Annotated in this window: 14 protein-coding genes, 1 tRNA gene and 2 pseudogenes; 1 reads left to right on the top strand and 16 read right to left on the bottom strand. The window is 63.0% G+C overall.

Annotation, left to right across the window (positions count from 1 at the left end; all coding sequences use genetic code 11):
• Nucleotides 1–21 precede the first annotated feature (21 nt).
• The 16 genes and pseudogenes from H9L14_RS05880 to gatC form a co-directional block, all read right to left on the bottom strand.
• Entirely contained in the window at nucleotides 22–1,296 is a 1,275-nt protein-coding gene (locus H9L14_RS05880) for a metal-dependent hydrolase family protein (protein ID WP_187709584.1), read from the bottom strand.
• A gap of 21 nt (nucleotides 1,297–1,317) precedes the next feature.
• Entirely contained in the window at nucleotides 1,318–1,971 is a 654-nt protein-coding gene (locus H9L14_RS05875; protein ID WP_187709583.1) for an ATP-dependent Clp protease proteolytic subunit, read from the bottom strand.
• 136 nt (nucleotides 1,972–2,107) lie between these two features.
• The gene (locus H9L14_RS05870) at nucleotides 2,108–4,972 is read right to left on the bottom strand and encodes a TonB-dependent receptor (protein ID WP_187709582.1); all 2,865 of its coding nucleotides are present in this window, start codon (nucleotides 4,970–4,972) and stop codon (nucleotides 2,108–2,110) included.
• A 130-nt stretch (nucleotides 4,973–5,102) separates the two neighbouring features.
• Complete coding sequence (locus H9L14_RS05865; protein ID WP_246444497.1) at nucleotides 5,103–6,047, bottom strand: glycosyltransferase; 945 nt, start codon at nucleotides 6,045–6,047, stop codon at nucleotides 5,103–5,105.
• Between the two features lie 53 nt (nucleotides 6,048–6,100).
• Nucleotides 6,101–6,778: a cupin domain-containing protein gene (locus tag H9L14_RS05860; RefSeq protein WP_222949946.1), complete on the bottom strand. Its 678-nt coding sequence runs from the start codon at nucleotides 6,776–6,778 to the stop codon at nucleotides 6,101–6,103.
• 245 nt (nucleotides 6,779–7,023) lie between these two features.
• Nucleotides 7,024–8,604 carry a trigger factor gene (gene tig / locus H9L14_RS05855; protein ID WP_187709877.1) on the bottom strand — a complete coding sequence of 527 codons (1,581 nt, stop codon included), beginning with the start codon at nucleotides 8,602–8,604 and terminating at the stop codon, nucleotides 7,024–7,026.
• A 102-nt stretch (nucleotides 8,605–8,706) separates the two neighbouring features.
• A tRNA-Leu gene (locus H9L14_RS05850) sits at nucleotides 8,707–8,791 on the bottom strand.
• A gap of 255 nt (nucleotides 8,792–9,046) precedes the next feature.
• Nucleotides 9,047–9,424, bottom strand: a complete 378-nt coding sequence (locus H9L14_RS05845) for a hypothetical protein (RefSeq protein WP_187709580.1) — start codon at nucleotides 9,422–9,424, stop codon at nucleotides 9,047–9,049.
• Nucleotides 9,425–9,453: 29 nt separating this feature from the next.
• On the bottom strand, nucleotides 9,454–9,672 hold the full coding sequence (locus H9L14_RS05840; RefSeq protein ID WP_187709579.1) for a hypothetical protein: 219 nt from the start codon (nucleotides 9,670–9,672) through the stop codon (nucleotides 9,454–9,456).
• Nucleotides 9,673–9,683: 11 nt separating this feature from the next.
• Entirely contained in the window at nucleotides 9,684–10,796 is a 1,113-nt protein-coding gene (locus H9L14_RS05835) for a M48 family metallopeptidase (RefSeq protein WP_187709578.1), read from the bottom strand.
• Nucleotides 10,784–10,906: a twin-arginine translocation signal domain-containing protein gene (locus H9L14_RS05830; RefSeq protein WP_187709577.1), complete on the bottom strand. Its 123-nt coding sequence runs from the start codon at nucleotides 10,904–10,906 to the stop codon at nucleotides 10,784–10,786. Before H9L14_RS05830 ends, H9L14_RS05835 begins: the two co-directional genes overlap by 13 nt.
• Nucleotides 10,906–11,679 (bottom strand): hypothetical protein, encoded by a 774-nt coding sequence (locus H9L14_RS05825; RefSeq protein ID WP_187709576.1) that lies wholly within the window; start codon nucleotides 11,677–11,679, stop codon nucleotides 10,906–10,908. The genes H9L14_RS05830 and H9L14_RS05825 overlap by 1 nt, the downstream gene beginning before the upstream one ends.
• Before the next feature lie 108 nt (nucleotides 11,680–11,787).
• Nucleotides 11,788–13,419 carry an alkaline phosphatase family protein gene (locus tag H9L14_RS05820; protein ID WP_187709575.1) on the bottom strand — a complete coding sequence of 544 codons (1,632 nt, stop codon included), beginning with the start codon at nucleotides 13,417–13,419 and terminating at the stop codon, nucleotides 11,788–11,790.
• A 22-nt stretch (nucleotides 13,420–13,441) separates the two neighbouring features.
• Nucleotides 13,442–14,919, bottom strand: a pseudogene (gene gatB / locus H9L14_RS05815) (Asp-tRNA(Asn)/Glu-tRNA(Gln) amidotransferase subunit GatB).
• Nucleotides 14,919–16,399: pseudogene (gatA, locus tag H9L14_RS05810) on the bottom strand (Asp-tRNA(Asn)/Glu-tRNA(Gln) amidotransferase subunit GatA). Before gatA ends, gatB begins: the two co-directional pseudogenes overlap by 1 nt.
• The gene (gene gatC, locus H9L14_RS05805; RefSeq protein WP_187709574.1) at nucleotides 16,396–16,683 is read right to left on the bottom strand and encodes an Asp-tRNA(Asn)/Glu-tRNA(Gln) amidotransferase subunit GatC; all 288 of its coding nucleotides are present in this window, start codon (nucleotides 16,681–16,683) and stop codon (nucleotides 16,396–16,398) included. The pseudogene gatA and the gene gatC overlap by 4 nt, the downstream one beginning before the upstream one ends.
• A 177-nt stretch (nucleotides 16,684–16,860) precedes the next feature.
• On the opposite strand from gatC, the gene H9L14_RS05800 reads away from it, so the two are divergent.
• Entirely contained in the window at nucleotides 16,861–17,643 is a 783-nt protein-coding gene (locus H9L14_RS05800) for an SIMPL domain-containing protein (protein ID WP_187709573.1), read from the top strand.
• The last annotated feature ends 496 nt before the right edge of the window (nucleotides 17,644–18,139 follow it).

Raw genomic sequence — 18,139 nt, 5'->3', positions numbered from 1 at the left:
GCGAAGCGCAAGTCGCCGCGGCTAGCGAACCAGCTCACCTGCCTTGATCACGGCCCCCACTTTCTCAAGCGCTCGGATATCGGTCAACGGATCGGAACTGACTGCGATCAGGTCACCCCAGGCGCCCGGCCGAAGCGTCCCCACCTCTCCCTCCTTTCCGAGGGCACGAGCCGCCTCCGTTGTCGCAGATTGGATGGCCTGCAATGGGCTCATCCCGTAGCGCACCATGTAGGAGAATTGCCGGCCCCCGAGACCGTAGGGATAAACCGCAGCGTCCGTCCCGAACGAGAGTTTCGCGCCCGCTTTCACCGCCGCCGCAAAGCCCTGGCGCTGGATATCGGTCGTCTCGCGGTTCTTGCGGAGATACTCGGCGGGCCAGCCCTGCTTGGTGCCGACCTCCTCGATCCAGTCGCCGTTGTAGATGTCCATGTCGAGCCAGACGCCGCTCTTTTTGGCGAGAGCGATGCCCTCTGCGTCGAGATAGCTCGCATGTTCGATCGTGCGCGCGCCGGCCCGGATCGCGGCCTTGATGCCTTCCGCGCCATGCGCATGAGCGATGCAGTATGAACCGCGCAACTTCGCCTCGTCGCAGGCCGCCCTCATTTCTTCCGGACTTAGCTCGAGCGCGCCGGGTTCGCTTCCAATCGCCAGGACGGCCCCAGTCGCGATCAGTTTGATGAAGTCCGCGCCATGGTCGAGCAGGTAGCGCGCCTTGTCTCGTGCCTCCGAAGCGTTTCGCACTTCGCCGATGCGAAAGGTTTCCGGGACCGGGATGTCTGGCGCCAGTGCGTCGATCTCGCCCCCGCCACCCGGCGTAGTGATGTAGCCACCGGCAACGAACATTCGTGGGCCGATGATGTCACCCGCATTGATCGCGTCTCGAAGCGCTACGTCCGTAAGCCCGCGATAGACCCCGACGTCCCTCACCGTCGTGAAGCCGGCCCGGAGCATCGTCCTGGCCGCCGGGACGGCCTTCAGGATAGTCGCGGATTCGCTGTGCTTGAACGGCTCCGCGGGATCGGCGCTTTCCGTTGCGCCATCGGCGATGTGGGTGTGAAGATCGATCAGGCCCGGAAGGACCGTAAGGCCGGACCAGTCGACGGTGGCGGGTCCGTCGCTCGCCCGCCACGGAGTGACCGCCGAAACCTTTCCGTCGACGATGCGGATGCGCTGGTCAGTCGAAACCCGCCCAGTCTCGGGATCGATCAGGCGCCCGGCGTGGACGTCGACCGTCGCCGCAAAGGCAGGGGACGCAACGGCAATCGCGCAGGCTAAGGACGCTAGTCGAACCGCCATGCCCCTCCCCTTGTTTTCATCTTAAGACGGCGAAACGTCTCCAGCTCCGGTGCCGGCATCTTCGCCCTGTTCCGGACGCTTCTCGAACACCTCGTCGATCAGGCCAAATGCCTTGGCCTCATCCGCCTCCAGGAACTTGTCACGGTCCATCGCCTTCTCGATCTCCTCGATCGCCTGGCCCGTATACTTTGCGTAGAGCGAGTTGAGGCGCGAGCGCATGCGCAGGATCTCGCGGGCCTGGATCTCGATGTCCGCGGCCATGCCCTGCGCACCGCCTGAGGGCTGGTGGACCATGATCCGGCTATTGGCGAGCGCAATACGCATTCCGGGCTCTCCGGCGGCAAGCAGGAAGCTGCCCATTGAGGCCGCCTGACCGATGCAGACGGTCGCAACCTTGGGCCGAATGTACGCCATCGTGTCGTGGATCGCGAGGCCGGCAGTAACCACCCCGCCCGGCGAGTTGATGTACATGAAGATGTCCTTCTTCGGGTTCTCGGACTCGAGGAAGAGAAGCTGTGCGGTAACGAGCGAGGCCATGTGATCCTCGATCGCTCCGGTGATGAAGATGATCCGCTCGCGAAGCAGGCGCGAATAGATGTCGAAGCTGCGTTCGCCGCGGTTCGACTGCTCGATGACGATCGGAACGAGCTGCGAGACGATGTCCTGATGATTCATTGAAAAACTGCCGGTCCTTTTGCTGATGTGACCTACATCGGCGCGAAATGCGGCCGGTTCAAGCGGGCTCGGCAAAACTGAAACGGGCGGCCGGATGAACCGACCGCCCGCCAGGATTACAAAGCCTTGTTAGGGCTTACATTTTCACGGAGGCCCGCGCGTAATAGTACCGGCCCGGAACGTCGTAGACGGTCGGGTCGAAGTTGTTGATGTCGCAGGTCACGCAACCCGGCGCCTTGGTCTTGAACAGGTTGTTCACGCCGACCGCGAAGCCGAAGCGCTCATCCCAGAACGACGGAGTGAAGCGCAGCTGGGCGTCGGTGTAGAAGCGTGACTTCATCACGTTTCCACCCTGCTCCTTCAGCTTCGAGACGTAACGACCAGTGAGCGTTGCGCCAAAGTTCGCGCCATCCCAATCCAGAATGCCGATCGACTTCCACTTCGGGAAGCCCTGCGAAGGGCTGCCCTGCTCGGTACCTTCACGGCTGATGATCTGGGTCCCGTTCGCGATCGGAACGATAACGTCATAGTTCTCCAGGAACGTATTGTTCCAGGTGAAACCAAACGTACCGACCTGTGTCTTGGGCGTCCGATAGGTCGCGTTGACGTCCCAGCCCTTGGTCTTGATGCCCGCAATGTTCTGCAGCAGGCCCGAGATCTGGGTCAGCTGCCCGCCACTGCCAGCACGAGTGACCAGCGCACAGGCCGTCGGGTCGTTGTTGACGACGCAGTTGGTCAGCGTGACCTCTGCGTCGACCGTCTGGATCGCACCGTCGATTTTGATGTTGTAGTGGTTCACCTCGACCGAGAGACGCGGCATGAATGACGGACTGTACACGCCGCCGAAGACCCAGCTTGTCGACGTTTCAGGCAACAGATTCTCGTTGCCGCCGACTATCACGGAAATCTGCGGGTTGGCTTGCTGATAACTTCCGTCAGCCGGGACGCCTGCAGCAATACAATTTGCCCGAACCGTTGCATTGTTCTGGAACCGCTGCGGCGCTGTATTCCCCGCATCAGACGAGCAAGGGTCGTCCAACTGCTGGTCGAAGCGCGACGCCGTTCCAAACAACTCGCCGATCGACGGAGCACGGAAGCCTTCCGCATAGGAACCGCGCAGACGCAGGTCCTTGATCGGCTTCCAGTTTACGCCGCCCTTGAAGGTGGTCGTCGAGCCCGACGTGGAATAGTCGGACACGCGAACGGCACCGTTCAATTCGAGCAGCTCCGCGAAAGGCACGTTGGAAAGCAGGGGAGCATTGAGCTCTGCATACGCCTCCTTGACGTTGTACTTGCCCCGCGTCGGTAGCGCCGGAATGTCGGAGCTAAAGCCCGCGGCCACGACCGGATCTGGATCGAAACGTCCAGAGAGCTTGCGGAACTCTACGCCCATCGCCAGGCCGAGCGGTCCGCCCGGAAGCTGGAACAGGTTGCCGGCGACGTTTCCGGTGAAGTCCCAGGTTACTTGCTGGCTCTTGTCGCGTTGGATGAACGTGACGTAATCTATCATGTCTTGCGTGATGGAGCCCGCGCCGCCGAAGAAGTTGAACGGCACGCAACCCGCGGTAGCCTGGCAGACCGCGAGCGGTCCAAGGGCGGTGCGAAGGTTGCCGGAGTTGATGTTTCCGAGCATCCGCTGATGGGCCTTGTTCTGACCCCATGCAGCGTTGACATCCCAGTACCAATCTCCGCTCAGGATTGAGAACTTTCCGTCCAGGGTCGCCACGCCGTAGGTCGTGTTGACGGTCTGGAAGAAGCGGCGCGGTCCACCTTCGACGAAGCGGCGCAGGATGAAGTCGAAATTCGTCGAATCCAGCGTCACGCCGAACGGATTGTAGGGGTTGGTCGCGTCGATCGTCGTATTGTCGAGGACCGGCGTGATACCCGCGGCGACACCGATGCCGAACGGCAGCGGCGCGGCCTGGTTGCGTGACTTGCGCTGGTTCCAGATGCCCTTGATCGTCAGATTCACGTTGTCGGTGAGCTCGGTCTTGACCGTTCCGAAGAGGCCAAAGCGCTCGAGCGGAATTTGGAGGAAGTTGTACGGACCGAAGTTAAATCGGTCGTCAGGGCTCACGAACGGCCGGAAGTCCGCCGGCGTCGAGGTCCGGTTGAGCACCGGCGCGATCAGGGTCGCATCGCCGCCCGGGAAGAGCGAGCCCGCGTAACGGCCGTTGGGCAGGAAGCCCGAGCAGCCGCCGTCGGCGCATGTCGTCGAATACGGTGCCGGGAAGCGCGAGATCGCGCGATCGCCCGCACTGATCGAGCCATTCTTCACATAGTTGGCGCCAAGAACGACCTGCAGCGGACCGTCGCCGCCATTACCCCAGCTCAGCTGGTAGTTCTGCGTGCTACCATCATCCTCGTCGAGGTAACCACCAAGCTGCGCGGAAGCCATGAAACCGGCCTGCCGGTGCTTGGTGATGATGTTGACGACGCCAGCGATCGCGTCCGAACCGTAGATCGCCGAGGCGCCGTCCTGCAGCACTTCGACGCGCTCGATGGCGCTTTCCGGAATGGAGTTGAGGTCGGTCGAGCCGGGGACGCCGCTGGCCGACGCACCGTTCACGTAACGGATCCCGTCGACGAGGACGAGGACGCGGCGCGATCCGAGGTAGCGCAGGTCGATTTCCGCCGCGCCGGCGCCGACGCCGCCGCCGTCAGGCGGGTTGCCGAGGTTGCCGGAGTTGTTGAACTTGCCGTTCAGGCCGCCGCCGGAGCTCGGAAGGCGCTGGAGAATGTCGTTGACCGAGCTTAGGCCGGTCTTCTGCATGTCTTCCTGGTCGACGAAGACGATCGGCTGGTCCTGCGAAAGCGGATCACGGCGGATGCGCGACCCGGTGATGACGATGTCACCGCCCTGGGTCGTCTGGTCGCTGGCAGTAGCCGGCGTCTGTTGCACATCTTCCGGCGGAACGGTGCTCTGCGCGCCCGCGGAAGACGCGATGGCGACAGCGACGAGAGCCGTCCCGGCCCTGAGTGCAAACGGAATGCGAGTCATTAAAGGCCCCCTATTTGTCACGGCCCGATCGATTTGATGTCGGGCCGAAACGACATATCCAACTAAAGAGGGCTGCAACAGCAGTAGTCACCGAAGCGTAACAGATTTGCTCGGAGGTGATGCAAATCGTCTACAGTTGAGTTGCTCCGGGGGCCGGCAAAGCGAGGTACGCGAGGCGGCGCACTTCCCGCCTTCCCCGCGTGACCGTGTCGAGGATCAGGCCGGCAAAGAATGACAGTACCGCCACGATCGTCATGCCAGTGGCCAGGATTGCCGTCGGGAAGCGCGGCACAAGGCCGGTTTCGAGGTAAGTGAAGACTAAAGGCACGGCCAGGATCAGCGCGGCAGCGACGAGAATCGCGCCAATTCCACCGAAGAAGAGAACAGGCCGCTCGATGCGATAGAGCGTGACGATCGTCTTCAGGATCCGCCAGCCGTCCCGAAAGGTCGACAGCTTCGAATGCGAACCTTCGGGCCGCGCGAGGTAGCGCGTCTCGATCTCGCCAACCGGCATCCGAAGCTCGAGCGCATGTACGCTCATCTCCGTTTCGATCTCGAATCCCTCGGACAGGACCGGGAAACTCTTCACGAAGCGGCGGGAGAAAACGCGGTAGCCGGAGAAGATGTCGGTGAAGCTCCGCCCGAATAGCCCGGAGAGCAGACGGGTGAAGATCCTGTTCCCGATCACATGCCCGCCCCGGTAGGCTTCGGCGGCGTCGTGCTTGCGAGTGCCGACGACCATGTCGAGCCGGTCCGCGGCGATCATCCGCGCCATTTCGGGAGCTGCCTCGGGATCGTAGGTCAGGTCGCCGTCCGCCATAACATAAACGTCGGCCTCGATGTCGGCGAACATGCGCCGTACGACATGGCCTTTGCCTTGCTGCGTTTCGGTGCGGACGACCGCGCCTGCGGCGGCGGCAACTTCCTTCGTCCCATCGCGGCTGTTGTTGTCGTAAACGTACACGGTCGCGCCAGGGAGCGCCTTGCGGAAGCCCTCAACCGTCGCGCCGATTGCCGCTTCCTCATTATAGCACGGCAGGAGCACGGCGATCCGCGGCGACTGCTGGCTGTTCACGCTTCCCCCTCGACTGGTCCTGCGCGGCTATAGAAGGGAACCGCCGAAAACTTCTAGCCCAGCTGAGCGCTCGTAACATGCAATAACCGGAAGTCGTCCGATCCGTCGCAAATGTTCCAGGACGCTCCGGGCGGGATCACGAACGCGTCGCTGGCGCAAAGCTCGAAACCATCCTCGAAATCCAGAAGAGCTGATCCATCAAGGACGAACCCGAACACAAGCTCGCCGTGATGCATGGGAAAGTCGATCTGGCTCCCTCGGATTGTCCTGACTTCTGCGAGTCCACCCGTGGCGTCGCAGATTCCTGTCTCCCGCGCCTCTCCGCCGTGGAAATTCGTCCAGGGCGTTCTTGCCGCAACATGATGCAAGAAGCGTTGCCCGCCGAACGTGCGTTCCGCATTTATCGCGTTCGGAAGGACCATCTCATGATCGGCAAGCGTTTCGTGGAGTGCCGGACATCCGAGCTCGACGACCTCCAGCCCGGCTGAGCTTTCCAGGACTCGATGCCTGATTTGTGGGGGCTGCAGGACGAGGTCGCCGGCCCGCATGACGAATGGCTCGCCCTGGTTTTCGTAAACTACGCGGACCCAACCGCTCCGGACGTAGATGAGCTGGAGCGCGATCCGATGGAAATGCACCCAGTCGGCGACGGGACCGCCATTCGGGATGCTGATCAGCGACGCGATGTAGCGTCCGCCCGAGCGGCCGGGGATCAAGTCGCGATATAGCATTCCGGCCCGGCCTGCGCTCTCGGAGCTGTCGCCGCGCGCCAGGAGGAAGCCGGGCTGAAATGGAGGAAGTCGGCTGGTCGGACGCGAAGCATCGGGCCGGCTCGTTAGCCGGACCTGTTCCCCCTCCCGAGTGAGAACGGCGGTATGCGGATCGTCTGCGGGGTAGATCGAATCTAGCCGGAACCCGGCGCCGCGCCAGGTTTCCAGCGCGGCGTCCAAGTTGGGACAGACGATTTCCCGGTCGTTCAAGCCTTCTTGACGGGCTTCTTGGCAGGCGCCTTCTTGGAAGATGCCTTGGCCTCCGGAGCCTTAGCTGCGGCGGCCTCCTTCACCGGCTTGGCCTGCTTCGGCTTGTCGGCCTTCTTCTCGACGGCACCCTTGGCCGGCTTTTCAGCCTTTGCCGCGACTTCAGCCTTGGGCTTCGCAGCCTTGGCCTTCCCCTTTGTAGTCTTGGCTTCCGGGACGTCGTGGCCGCAGCCCGGGCCATGCACATGGCCTTCCTCGGCCTCGAGATCGGCTTCCAGCTCCGCTCGCGTTGCCGTGCGGTCGGTGATATCCGCCTTCGAGAAGAGGAAATCGACGACCTTGTCCTCGTAGAGCGGGGCACGAAGCTGGGCGGCAGCCATCGGCTCCTGCTGGATGTACTGGATGAACCGCTCGCGATCCTTGCCCTGGTACTGGGAAGCAGCCTGGCCGATCAGCTGGTTCATCTCGCGCTGGCTGACTTCGACGCCATTTGCGGCGCCGATTTCCGAAAGCAGGAGACCAAGCCGGACGCGGCGTTCGGCAATTCCGCGATATTCGGCGGCTTCGCTCTCAATTTCCTTGAGCGCGGCTTCCGGATCCGATTCATGGCTGGCCTCATGGCGAAGCTGCTGCATGATGTTCTCATATTCGGCGTCGACCATCGACCCCGGCACCTCGAACGAATGCCGCGAGGCAAGCTCATCGAGCAGCCGGCGCTTCATGTGGGTCCGCGTAAGGCCGTTCAGATCCTGCTGCTGCTGGTCCCGGAGGATGCCGCGAAGCTGCTCGAGATCCTGTAGGCCGAGCGACTTGGCGAACTCATCATCGAGCTTGCTCTCGCCAGCAATCTTCACGGACTTTACCGTCACGTCGAAGGTTGCGTCCTTGCCTTTGAGATTCTCAGCCGGATAGTCCGCCGGGAATGCGACCTTCACCTCGCGCTTGTCGCCCGCCTTCGCGCCGACGAGCTGATCCTCGAAACCCGGAATCAGCTGGCCCGAACCGATCTCGACCTGCATGTCCTGGCCGGTGCCGCCGTCGAACGGCTTTCCGCCAACGCTGCCGGCGAAGTCGATGACGACCAGATCGCCGGTCACGGCTGCATGGCCCTTCTTCGCGTCAGTCCAGTTCTTGTTGGCGCTAGCCAGCCGCTGAATCTGCTCTTCGATCGCACTCTCGTCAGCATTGACCGTAAGGCGCTCGAGCTTCAGGCCGTCGAAACTGGGAGCCGGGATTTCCGGGAGAGCTTCGAGGCGAACCTTAACCTGGACGTCCGATCCGGGTTTGTAGTCGTCCTCGAGCGCAACTTCCGGCTGCATCGCCGGACGAAGCTTCTTGTCCTGCAGCAGCTGCTGGACGCCCGCCTGGACCGCGCTGTTCAGCGCATCCTGCTGCAGCGATTCGCCGTGCATCTTGCGAATGAGGTTCGGCGGTACCTTGCCAGGACGGAAGCCCGGCATGCGGATTTGCGGAGCAATCCGCTTGACCTCCTGCTCAACGCGGGCGTCGATATCCTCCGCCGGGATGGTCAGCATGAATGCCCGCTTCAGGCCTTCGTTTTCCGTCTCAACCGTCTTGATCACTGTTCAATCCCGTCAAAAGAATTTCGTCTTTCCCGCGCGGCCGAAGCTGCGCGTGGACCGCCGTGCTCGCCAGTCCCCGGGACTAGCTTCACGCGGCGGTGGTGCGCGCGGAGGGAGTCGAACCCCCACGTCTTGCGACACTGGAACCTAAATCCAGCGCGTCTACCAGTTCCGCCACGCGCGCGGACAAGGAGCGGCGCTATAGCAAGGATCGCCGCAGGGGCAACCGCTTAAGGCTTAGCGGCGTTTGTGGAGGCGAAAGGAACGACCATATGACCCAGCAGACGCCGCCTGAAACTCCGCCGCCGCAAGAACCGCCGCAACCCTCTCAGCCCGGACAGCCTACGCCCGTACCGCAGGAAACTCCTGCACCCTCGCCGGACGTGGACGTGCCGACACCGGGCACGACACCGTCGCCTACCCCCGCATCACCGATCGGCTAGGAACTGCGAATCCGGGCGTTGTTTGCCATTACCTCGAAGTCGGGAAGCGCGTTTCCGTAATAGTGCGAGCGCGTCGCGTCGAAGAGGATCAGGTAGAGGCGGCCCTCAACGACAGCGCCAACCGCCCTGCCCTTGCGCCACAGCTCGTCATTATCGAGATGCTCGAAATCGAACTGGAAACCCGGATAGCCTAGGAACTGCCGGGGCTGCAGGCCAAGAGTCCGGAAATCGACGGCACCGCCGCGCACCCTGAAAGCCGTTTCCAGCATCGCCGCAACTTCCGGCGCAGTCATGTCCGACCGGAACTTCGGCACTTGCCGCTCGTCGCTCTTGCGCTGGCGGATCAGATATTGGCCGCTCGGCAGCGCCGTCACGAAGGTGATCCCATCGAGATAAGGGCCGTTCAGCGTCCAATCTTCGACCCAGCGGACGCTGTCGAAGAAGAAGAACCGCCTTTGCTTGTTCCAGGGCCGGGCGGGACGACCGTCACCGAGCCATTGCCCACGTTCGTCGGCTTCGACCGGACAAGGGTGTAGAGCCCGAAATCGGTGCCCTCGCCAACAGTACTGCAAGCAGCGAGCGGGAGCATCGCGGCGGCAAAGACAAGCTTGAACTTGCGCATTCGAATGCTCCTCAACCAGCCATTTGCCGGATGAACGGCGCGTCCGGCGCCGCGGGCTTCATCTGCAGGTAGCGGCCCAGCGCCGCCTTGCCCTCGCCGCTGCGGCCTTCCTTGATCAGCGACAGCCCATGCCAGCGCCAGGCCTCCGCGGGCGCATCGGGATAAGCGACCGCGACCGCATAGCTCTGCGCGGCGCGGGCATCGTCACCAGCCCGATTCCGCAGCCGCCAGACCTCGCCCTCATAATAACGTAGCAGGCCATTCCATCCGTCCAACGCCAGCGTGTTGAGCAGGTATTGGCTTGCGCCCGGGTCGTTCAGCTTGACCTGGTCTTCGAGCAGCATCTGGCGGACCGAACCGATCTTCGACAGATAGTTCGTCCGGCGGCTGTCATAGGGACGCCCGGCGACAGTAACCTCAGCCGCCGAAATCCGGAGATCGGCCATTCGCGAGGTCGGCGACGGATGGGTATCGAAAAGCGTCCCGCGACGACGGCGCTTGCGGCGATAGCGAGCGCTCGCTTCTTCCTCGCCGATCAGCTGCTCCCAGACATTCGCCATCTCGATCGGCGGATATCCGGCTTCCTCGATCAGCCGCGCACCCATGGCGTCGGCCTCGGCCTCCATCGCCCGGCTGTATGCGAACAGCGACAGGATCGTGCCAAGCTGCGCAAGCTGGACATAATCGCCCAGGTAAACCCCGGCACCCGCACCGGCGACCCCCGCCGCCATCGCGCCGATGGCGAAAATGTCGCTCTTCCGCCTGGTGTCGCGCCACGAACGGATCATGTGGCGGCGAAGGAAATGCCCGGACTCGTGAGCGATCACGCCCGCGAGCTGCGCTTCGTTCCGCATGCGCAGAAGCAGCCCTGAGAAAACGACCGCGAAGCCCGACGGGAACATCATCGCGTTGAAGTCGGGGATATGCGCGAGATAGATGCGCATGTCCTTCGCGGCTGGCCCACCGACAGTCCCGATTATGTTCTGGAGATAGGAGACCAGCTCGGGATCCTTGATCAGCAGGTTCGAGCCGGAAATCTCTTCCTCGGCCCGGTCCATCAGTTGCCAGAGACCTTTCTCGTCAGTGTCCGTCGGGCGAAAGCCGGGACCAATCAGCGGAACCATGTCGGCGGGCGAACGCGGGCCTGTGCAATTCCGGTCGCCATCGTCGCGGCAAGCGCTCCGCCTCCGGCGAGAAGCGAGCGGCGGTCCAGTTCGAAGCAGCGTGAGCACATCAGCGCTTCTCCATCGCTTCGCGAACCTCGCGGCCCGGCTTCATTCGACCGACGAGGCGCTCGACCATCTGGGCGGCGCCCTCGGGCGTGCGGATATCGCCGAACTTGACCCCGGGAAGCTGGCTCCCGGTCTGGAGGACATTGAACCAGACGACCTCGCCCGACCTCAGGTCGACGAGCGACGCATAGGCGAACTGGTTACTCCCGCCGCTCGGAGCGCAGAATCCGATGAAGCAACCGGCAACTCCCAGGACCTGCAGCGCCGTGCGTCCCGTCGATGCGATATTGTCCTGGGCATAGAGAAACAGCGCGTAATCGTAGCCGGTCCGGCGGCCGAGCGAGACAGCGTCTTCTCCCAGCGTATATTCGATGCCCTTGCCGCGCTTGGTCGGCAGTGCGGCTCCGGAATATTTGTGAAGAGCGATCGAATTGCCGACCGCATAATGAAGCCGCTCGAGGTCCGCGATTTCTTCCGCGCTGACGTTCGGCAATTCATTTCGCCGCGCGAGAATCAGAACCTTGCCGCCCCGGTCGGCCTGCTCGGCACGCAGCGCGCTGACAATGTTTCCTCGCGCCTGCTCCGTCCAGTCCGCTCTCGGCTCGGCCATCCCGCCGGTCGTAAGCGAGTTCACGGTCACGTCCGGGCGCATGACCAGTAGGCGATAATCGCCCTTCGGCGGCGTAAACTGGACGTCCGCATATTGCCGCGACTGCACGCACCCAGAAGCCGCCACGCTTGCCGCAAGCGTGAGCGCTATCCCGAATCTCCGCATTGCCAACTCCCCCGGCGAACGCCGTCGCCCGCCGCCTGCGATGCACCCTGCCCCTCAATTCCTGAACGCCAAATTAAAGACAGGGAAAAGGTCAAAGAATTGAATGGCCTAGCGGACCGGGCAAGCGACTCCCTCAACGCCATTCAGACATCTTCCGTCCAACTGGGTCGGAAGCGCAAGGCCTATCTCGGCCGCGATCGTGGGGAGGATGTTCACGGTCGAGATGTGGTCCTGCCGATCGGAGGGGCGCATGCCTTTCCGCCACATCAGGATGGGTACACGGCGATCATAGTCCCAGACGCTCCCGTGCGTCGCGACGTAGCCCTCACTCGGCTTCGTAATCGGTGAGACATACTTCTTCAGGACGACATAGAGGTCGCCGGAACGCTGGGCGTCAAACGAAGCGCGAATTTTCTGCGCCGTCGTCCATTTATCGGGCGATTCTGTCGGGATCGGCAGCCTCGCTATCTGCCTTGAGGTGAATACGGCCTCGACCTGCGGGTGCGCCTTGAAGATCGCGATCGCTTCACGCTCAACGCGAATTCGATCCCGCGGCTTCAGCGAACGATCGATCCACACGTCATTGGCGAGGTCCCCGAGCAGCACGGGTCCGGACAGCTTGAGCTTCGCCGCAATCGCCTTGCCAATCTCGGCAGTTCCGAGCGCGGGATCAGCCCGTGCCGCCTGTGTAATCCCCTTCGCCCGCAGGCGCTCCGGAATGTCCATCCCGCCATGATCCGCGGTCAGGACGACGGCATAGTCGATGCCTTCAGCGTCCAGCACCCGGAAGAAGCCGGCGAGATCGCGGTCGAGCGAAAGCAACTGGAGGCACATTTCGCCCCCGCCCGCGCCGAGGCTATGTCCGATGTAATCGGTGGCCGAGAGCCCGACCGAAATGACGTCAGGCGCGGCATCCGTGCCGAGCTTCATCTCCTGAATGAGACCGGCAGCGATTGCGAGCACGGCGCCGTCGAACTCCGGCGAGGCGCGAAAGCCCCTGATATCGCCGCCGGCGCGGGCGAAGCGGCCCGATCCGACCGACATTTCCGGCGATACCGCAACCGGCGCAGCCTTGACCTGGCACATCGGCGGGACTTGCAGGGGCTCACGAGCCGTTGCGATCGCTGCTGCGATGGCACTCTTCGCCCGAGTGATCGTCGCGGGAACCGCAGCCAACTTCAGGTCGGTCGCGAAGGTCTTGCCATCCCAGTACCAGCGCTGGTCGACGTTGTGCCCGCTCATCATGACTGCCGCGCGGTCCTTGCCGGCAACCGCGACGTTCATGCTCTGTGGCGACTGCTGCTTCAGCAGGTCGCCGAGCGTTGAAACGCGAAGATGCATCGGCGAGACCGTGTAGCTCGTCGTCGACGATCCCGGAACGCGCTCGTCTTCGGCGCAGTAAACTGTCCTGTCTGACCGCGTCAGCGACTGGTCGACCCAGGTGTTGCCGATAATGCCTGTATGCGTCGGATGCGATCCCGTCAGGATCGTCGAATGGCCCGGGCAGGTCTCCGTCGCTGCGTGCGCCTGGTAGCCGTTGTGGAAGGCCGTGCCGTTCGCAAGCCGCGCGAAGCCGCCAGTGAAATGCGGGCGGTACTCATCGAAAAGGTCGGCGGAGAACTGGTCAACCGAAATAACAACGACAAGCTTTGGAGCACCCGCCTTCAGCGGTACTGGCGGCTTGGCCGGAGCGGGCGCGGCGGCAAACAAGCCGAGAATGAATGCTACCAATCCCAGCATTCGGCGTCCCTCCGACATCAAGCTAGTCCAGCTTAGCCCGCAGCCGCTCGTTCACAACCTGCGGGTTGGCCTTGCCCTGCATCGCCTTCATCGTCTGGCCGACGAAGAAGCCGAACAGCTGCTGCTTGCCGCTCTTGTACTCGGCGACCTTGTCGGCGTTCGCGGCGAGGATTTTGTCGATCTCGGCATCGATCGCGCCGGTGTCCGACGTCTGCTTGAGGCCGCGCGTCTCCACGATCTCAGCGGCGCCCTGGCCGGTTTCGAGCATGATCTCGAGCACCTGCTTGGCGATAGTGCCTGAAATCGTCCCGTCGGCGACGAGCCCGAGAAGTTCGCCAGCCTGATTCGGAGAAACGGGTGATTCTTCAATACCCTTGCTCAGGCGGTTGAGCGCTCCGAAGAGCTCCGCAACGACCCAGTTTGCCGCCTGCGTCGGCTGCGCGCCCACTTCGAGCACGGCGTCGAACCAGCGCGCCGTCTCGACTTCTGCGGTAAGGACGCTGGCATTGTAAGGGGTGATGCCGAGGCCTTCGTAGCGCTTGCGCTTGGCGTCCGGCAGCTCCGGAAGCGACGAACGGCATTCCTCGATGAAAGCCTCATCCAGTTCAAGCGGGAGTAGATCCGGGTCCGGGAAGTAGCGATAGTCGTGTGCGTCTTCTTTCGACCGCAGCGTCCGCGTCGTTCCGCGATCCGGGTCGAACAGCCGTGTCTCCTGCGCGACCGAGCCACCCTCTTCAAGCAACTCGACCTGGCGCCGCGCCTCGTACTCGATCACCTGCATGACGAAGCGGACCGAATTGACGTTCTTCGTCTCGGTACGAGTGCCGAGTTCGCCGCCGGGTCTGCGCACGCTGACGTTGACGTCGGCACGCATGGAGCCTTCCTCCATGTTGCCGTCGCAAGAGCCGACATAGCGCAGGATCGCCCGCAACTTCCGAAGGTAAGCTCCTGCTTCGGCGGGCGAACGCATGTCCGGACGCGAGACGATCTCCATCAGCGCGACGCCCGCGCGGTTGAGATCCACATAGGACATGGTCGGATGCTGGTCGTGCATCAGCTTGCCGGCGTCCTGCTCGACATGGATGCGCTCGATGCCGACCCGCTTGGTGCTGCTTTCGTCCTTCTCATCGAGCAGGATCTCGACCTCGCCCTCGCCCACGAGCGGATGGAAGAGCTGGCTGATCTGGTAGCCCTGCGGAAGGTCGGCGTAGAAATAGTTCTTCCGGTCGAAGCGGCTCCAGCGATTGATCACCGCTTCAAGCGCCATGCCCGTTCGGACGGCCTGGCGGATGCACTCACGGTTGGGAACCGGAAGCATCCCCGGCATAGCGGCATCGATCAGCGACACCTGCGTATTCGGCTCCGCCCCGAACGCGGTCGCGGCCCCGAGAACAGCTTCGATGCCGTCGCGGTGATCTGCGCGTGGACTTCGAGGCCGACAACGACCTCCCACTCGCCGGTTTCGCCCTCGACGCGATAGGGTGCGGTTGCGGCAGCCATTACCACCACCTCGCCGGCTTCGCGGTGAAGCCCGCTCGTTCTTCGATCGCCAGTCCCGCATTCAGCACGCCCTGCTCGTCCAGCTCACGTCCGATGAGGTGCAGACCGAGCGGAAGCCCCTGCTCGTCGAGCCCGCCTGGAACCGACATGGCCGGAAGCCCGGCAAGACTGGCCGGAACCGCGAACACGTCGTTCAAATACATCGACAGTGGATCGGCCGTCTTGTCGCCAAGCCCGAACGCCGCCGACGGCGCAGTCGGCGTCAGGATCAGGTCGCACTGCTCGAACGCCTTCTCGAAGTCCTGCTTGATCAGCGTTCGGACCTTCTGCGCCTTGGTGAAATAGGCGTCGTAGAAGCCCGCCGACAGCACGTAGGTGCCGATCATGATGCGGCGGCGTACCTCCGCGCCGAACCCGGCAGCCCTCGTCGCCGCGTACATGGCGTCGAGATTGCCTCCGTCCGGAACTTCCCGCAGGCCGTAGCGGACGCCGTCATAGCGCGCGAGGTTCGAAGACGCCTCTGCCGGAGCGATGATGTAGTAGGTCGGCAGCGCATATTTCGTATGCGGAAGGCTGATCTCGACAATTTCGGCGCCCGCGTCGCGCAGCCATTCGATACCGCGATCCCACAAAGCGCCGATGTCGGCCGGAACGCCGTCGATCCGATATTCCTTGGGAATCCCGACCCGCTTGCCTTTGAGATCACTCGACAATCCCGTTTCCCACTTGGGCACGGACAGGTCGAGAGATGTCGAATCCTTCGGATCGAACCCAGCCATTGCCTCGAGCATGATAGCGCAATCGCGAACCGTCCTCGCCATAGGCCCCGCCTGGTCGAGCGAGCTTGCGAACGAGACGATGCCCCAGCGCGAGCAGCGCCCGTAAGTCGGCTTGATCCCGCAAATGCCGGTGAATGCCGCCGGCTGGCGGATCGAACCGCCCGTGTCCGTCCCGGTTGCCGCAGGAGCGATCCCCGCGGCCACCGCGGCAGAAGATCCACCCGACGATCCACCCGGCGCAAGCGCTGCATTGCCACCGTCGTTGCGCCGCCACGGCGAAATCACCGGACCGTAAGCGCTCGTCTCGTTCGACGAGCCCATCGCGAACTCATCCATGTTGAGCTTGCCGAGCATCCCCGCCCCTGCCTTGCGCAGGTTGGCGGTGACCGTGCTCTCGTAGCGCGGCTTGAAGTCCTTGAGGATGCGGCTGCCCGCGGTCGTGTTCACGCCCCGCGTTGCGAACAGGTCCTTGATGCCCAGAGGGATACCCGCCAACGATCCCAGCTCCCCCCGCCGCGCGCCTTGTCCGCAGCGTCGGCGGCCGCGAGGGCGTCGTCCGGCGTCTCGACTGTATAGGCGTTCAGCGCACGCGCAGCATAGACAGCCGCATTATACTGCTCGGCAATCTCGCGGGCGGTGAACTCGCCAGAGCGGAAGCCGTCGCGAAGCTCGGCAATCGACAATAACGTCAGGTCGCTCATTCGATCACCTTCGGCACAGCGAAGAAGCCATGCTCGGCGGCCGGCGCATTGGCGAGAACGTCGTCCCGACAATCGCCGTCGGTAACCTTGTCCTCGCGAAGCCGCAGCGTGTTCGGGATGACCGCGGTCAGCGGCTCCACGCCGTCGGTATTAACTTCGCCGAGCTGCTCCACCCAGCCGAGGATATTATTGAGCTCGGGCACCAGCTGCTCCAGCTCGTCATCGCTCATGGCGATGCGGGCGAGCCTGGCGATGTGCCGCACCTGTTCGTTCGTGATTGACATTGTGGCCGCGCGATAGCCGCGAGGGTCAGGAGCGGCAACCCGTTCGGGGACATCTTGCGGCGGGCAGACCAACCGCGACTTCCAGAAATCTTCTCGAGCTGCTCAAAGGATTTCCAGCACACCCGCGTCTCAGGATCGGGCGGAGCGTTTTTGTACCGCAGTCTGAGGGAGATAATCGTGCCAGTTAGCAGGTTTCTGAAAATCGTCGCCTTCTCAGCCGTGATAATGCAGTCCGGAATGGCGTTGGCCCAACAGGCGCCTACGGCCAGCATTTCCGAAATGGCCAGCACGCCGCTTGTGCGCGTCAACATCGCGGAGTCTTTGAGGACGCCTCCCGACGAGGCAAGCATGACGGTCGGAACGCAGGCGAAGGCGCCGACTGCGACGCAAGCGGTCGCAGCCAACAAGGTAAAGACCGAAAAGCTGCTCGCGACCATTCGCGCGGCCGGCATCCGCGAGCGTGATATCCAGACGCAAGGCATTCAGCTGCAACCGGATTACCGCTGGGACAATTTCCCCGGCAGTCAGGGACGACAGACGCTGATCGGGTACATCGCCAACAATTCGGTGCTGATCAAAACCCGCAACATCGACAAGCTGACGTCCCTACTCGACGCGCTGACGACCGCAGGTGCGGATTCCGTCTACGGTCCGACTTTCTCGATCGCGGACCCCGCGCCGCTGAGGAAGGAAGCGCGCATTCGCGCGATGGCGCGAGGCGAGGCGGAAGCGACCGAATATGCCCACAACAACGGCTACACGTCCGTTCGGCTGCTCTCGGTCGAGGAAGGCGTCTCCTATAGAGGCACGGAAGTGATCGTGACGGGCTCGAGAGTCATGAACGCATCCGCACCGCCGCCTCCCCCACCGCCCGCGCCTGAGCGCGGCGGAGACATCGTGGCTCCAGGTCAGCTGGAAACAGGCGTCTCGCTCAACTTGCTTTACCGGATGGAGCGCTAGTCCGGATCAAGACGCGCTCGCCGAGTTGCGGTCATAAAGAGACGGCAACACGAAGGCCGTTCGACGTATATTCCGTGATTGTGACCTCATCGTCCGACGCGTCGTGTCGCGCTAGTACCGCGGAGTATCACGTGCGCGGATTGTTCCGGAAAGCATCCGAAAGGCCGGGAGCGTTCTTCATGATTAATTGGCTCAATCCTTGGAGAAAAAGCGGCTCGACCGTGCCCTGCTTACGGAACAATCAAAGCGACAATTGCCAACACTGCGGCAACGGAGCTTAAGGCGAAGGCCAAAACTAACGTTTTCATGGCAAGCTCCGCAGGACCATCATTCGACGCTCGACTCCCATCGAGCCGCTGTAGCAGCGGACCTCGGAGTATTTTGCCCCAAATGGTCGCGGACACCGCCAAGAGTATCACTGAGATGAGAGCAAGAGTGCGTGCTGCCTCAAGCATGACATGCTTCCTTGGTATGGCCGTTGGCAGCACCGGCGCAG

It is taken from the genome of Sphingomonas sediminicola (assembly GCF_014489515.1).
GTDB lineage: Bacteria > Pseudomonadota > Alphaproteobacteria > Sphingomonadales > Sphingomonadaceae > Sphingomicrobium > Sphingomicrobium sediminicola.
Note: the sequence above shows the minus strand (reverse complement) of the source record. Positions and strands in the feature narration are given on the sequence as shown.

Bases quoted from the DNA above. Each gene is read 5' to 3' on its own strand.
- H9L14_RS05880 (WP_187709584.1), bottom strand. From the start codon at position 1,296: ATGGCGGTTCGACTAGCGTCCTTAGCCTGCGCGATTGCCGTTGCGTCC.
- H9L14_RS05875 (WP_187709583.1), bottom strand. From the start codon at position 1,971: ATGAATCATCAGGACATCGTCTCGCAGCTCGTTCCGATCGTCATCGAG.
- H9L14_RS05870 (WP_187709582.1), bottom strand. From the start codon at position 4,972: ATGACTCGCATTCCGTTTGCACTCAGGGCCGGGACGGCTCTCGTCGCT.
- H9L14_RS05860 (WP_222949946.1), bottom strand. From the start codon at position 6,778: ATGCTATATCGCGACTTGATCCCCGGCCGCTCGGGCGGACGCTACATC.
- H9L14_RS05840 (WP_187709579.1), bottom strand. From the start codon at position 9,672: ATGCGCAAGTTCAAGCTTGTCTTTGCCGCCGCGATGCTCCCGCTCGCT.
- H9L14_RS05835 (WP_187709578.1), bottom strand. From the start codon at position 10,796: ATGGTTCCGCTGATTGGTCCCGGCTTTCGCCCGACGGACACTGACGAG.
- H9L14_RS05830 (WP_187709577.1), bottom strand. From the start codon at position 10,906: ATGTGCTCACGCTGCTTCGAACTGGACCGCCGCTCGCTTCTCGCCGGA.
- H9L14_RS05825 (WP_187709576.1), bottom strand. From the start codon at position 11,679: ATGCGGAGATTCGGGATAGCGCTCACGCTTGCGGCAAGCGTGGCGGCT.
- H9L14_RS05820 (WP_187709575.1), bottom strand. From the start codon at position 13,419: ATGCTGGGATTGGTAGCATTCATTCTCGGCTTGTTTGCCGCCGCGCCC.
- gatC (WP_187709574.1), bottom strand. From the start codon at position 16,683: ATGTCAATCACGAACGAACAGGTGCGGCACATCGCCAGGCTCGCCCGC.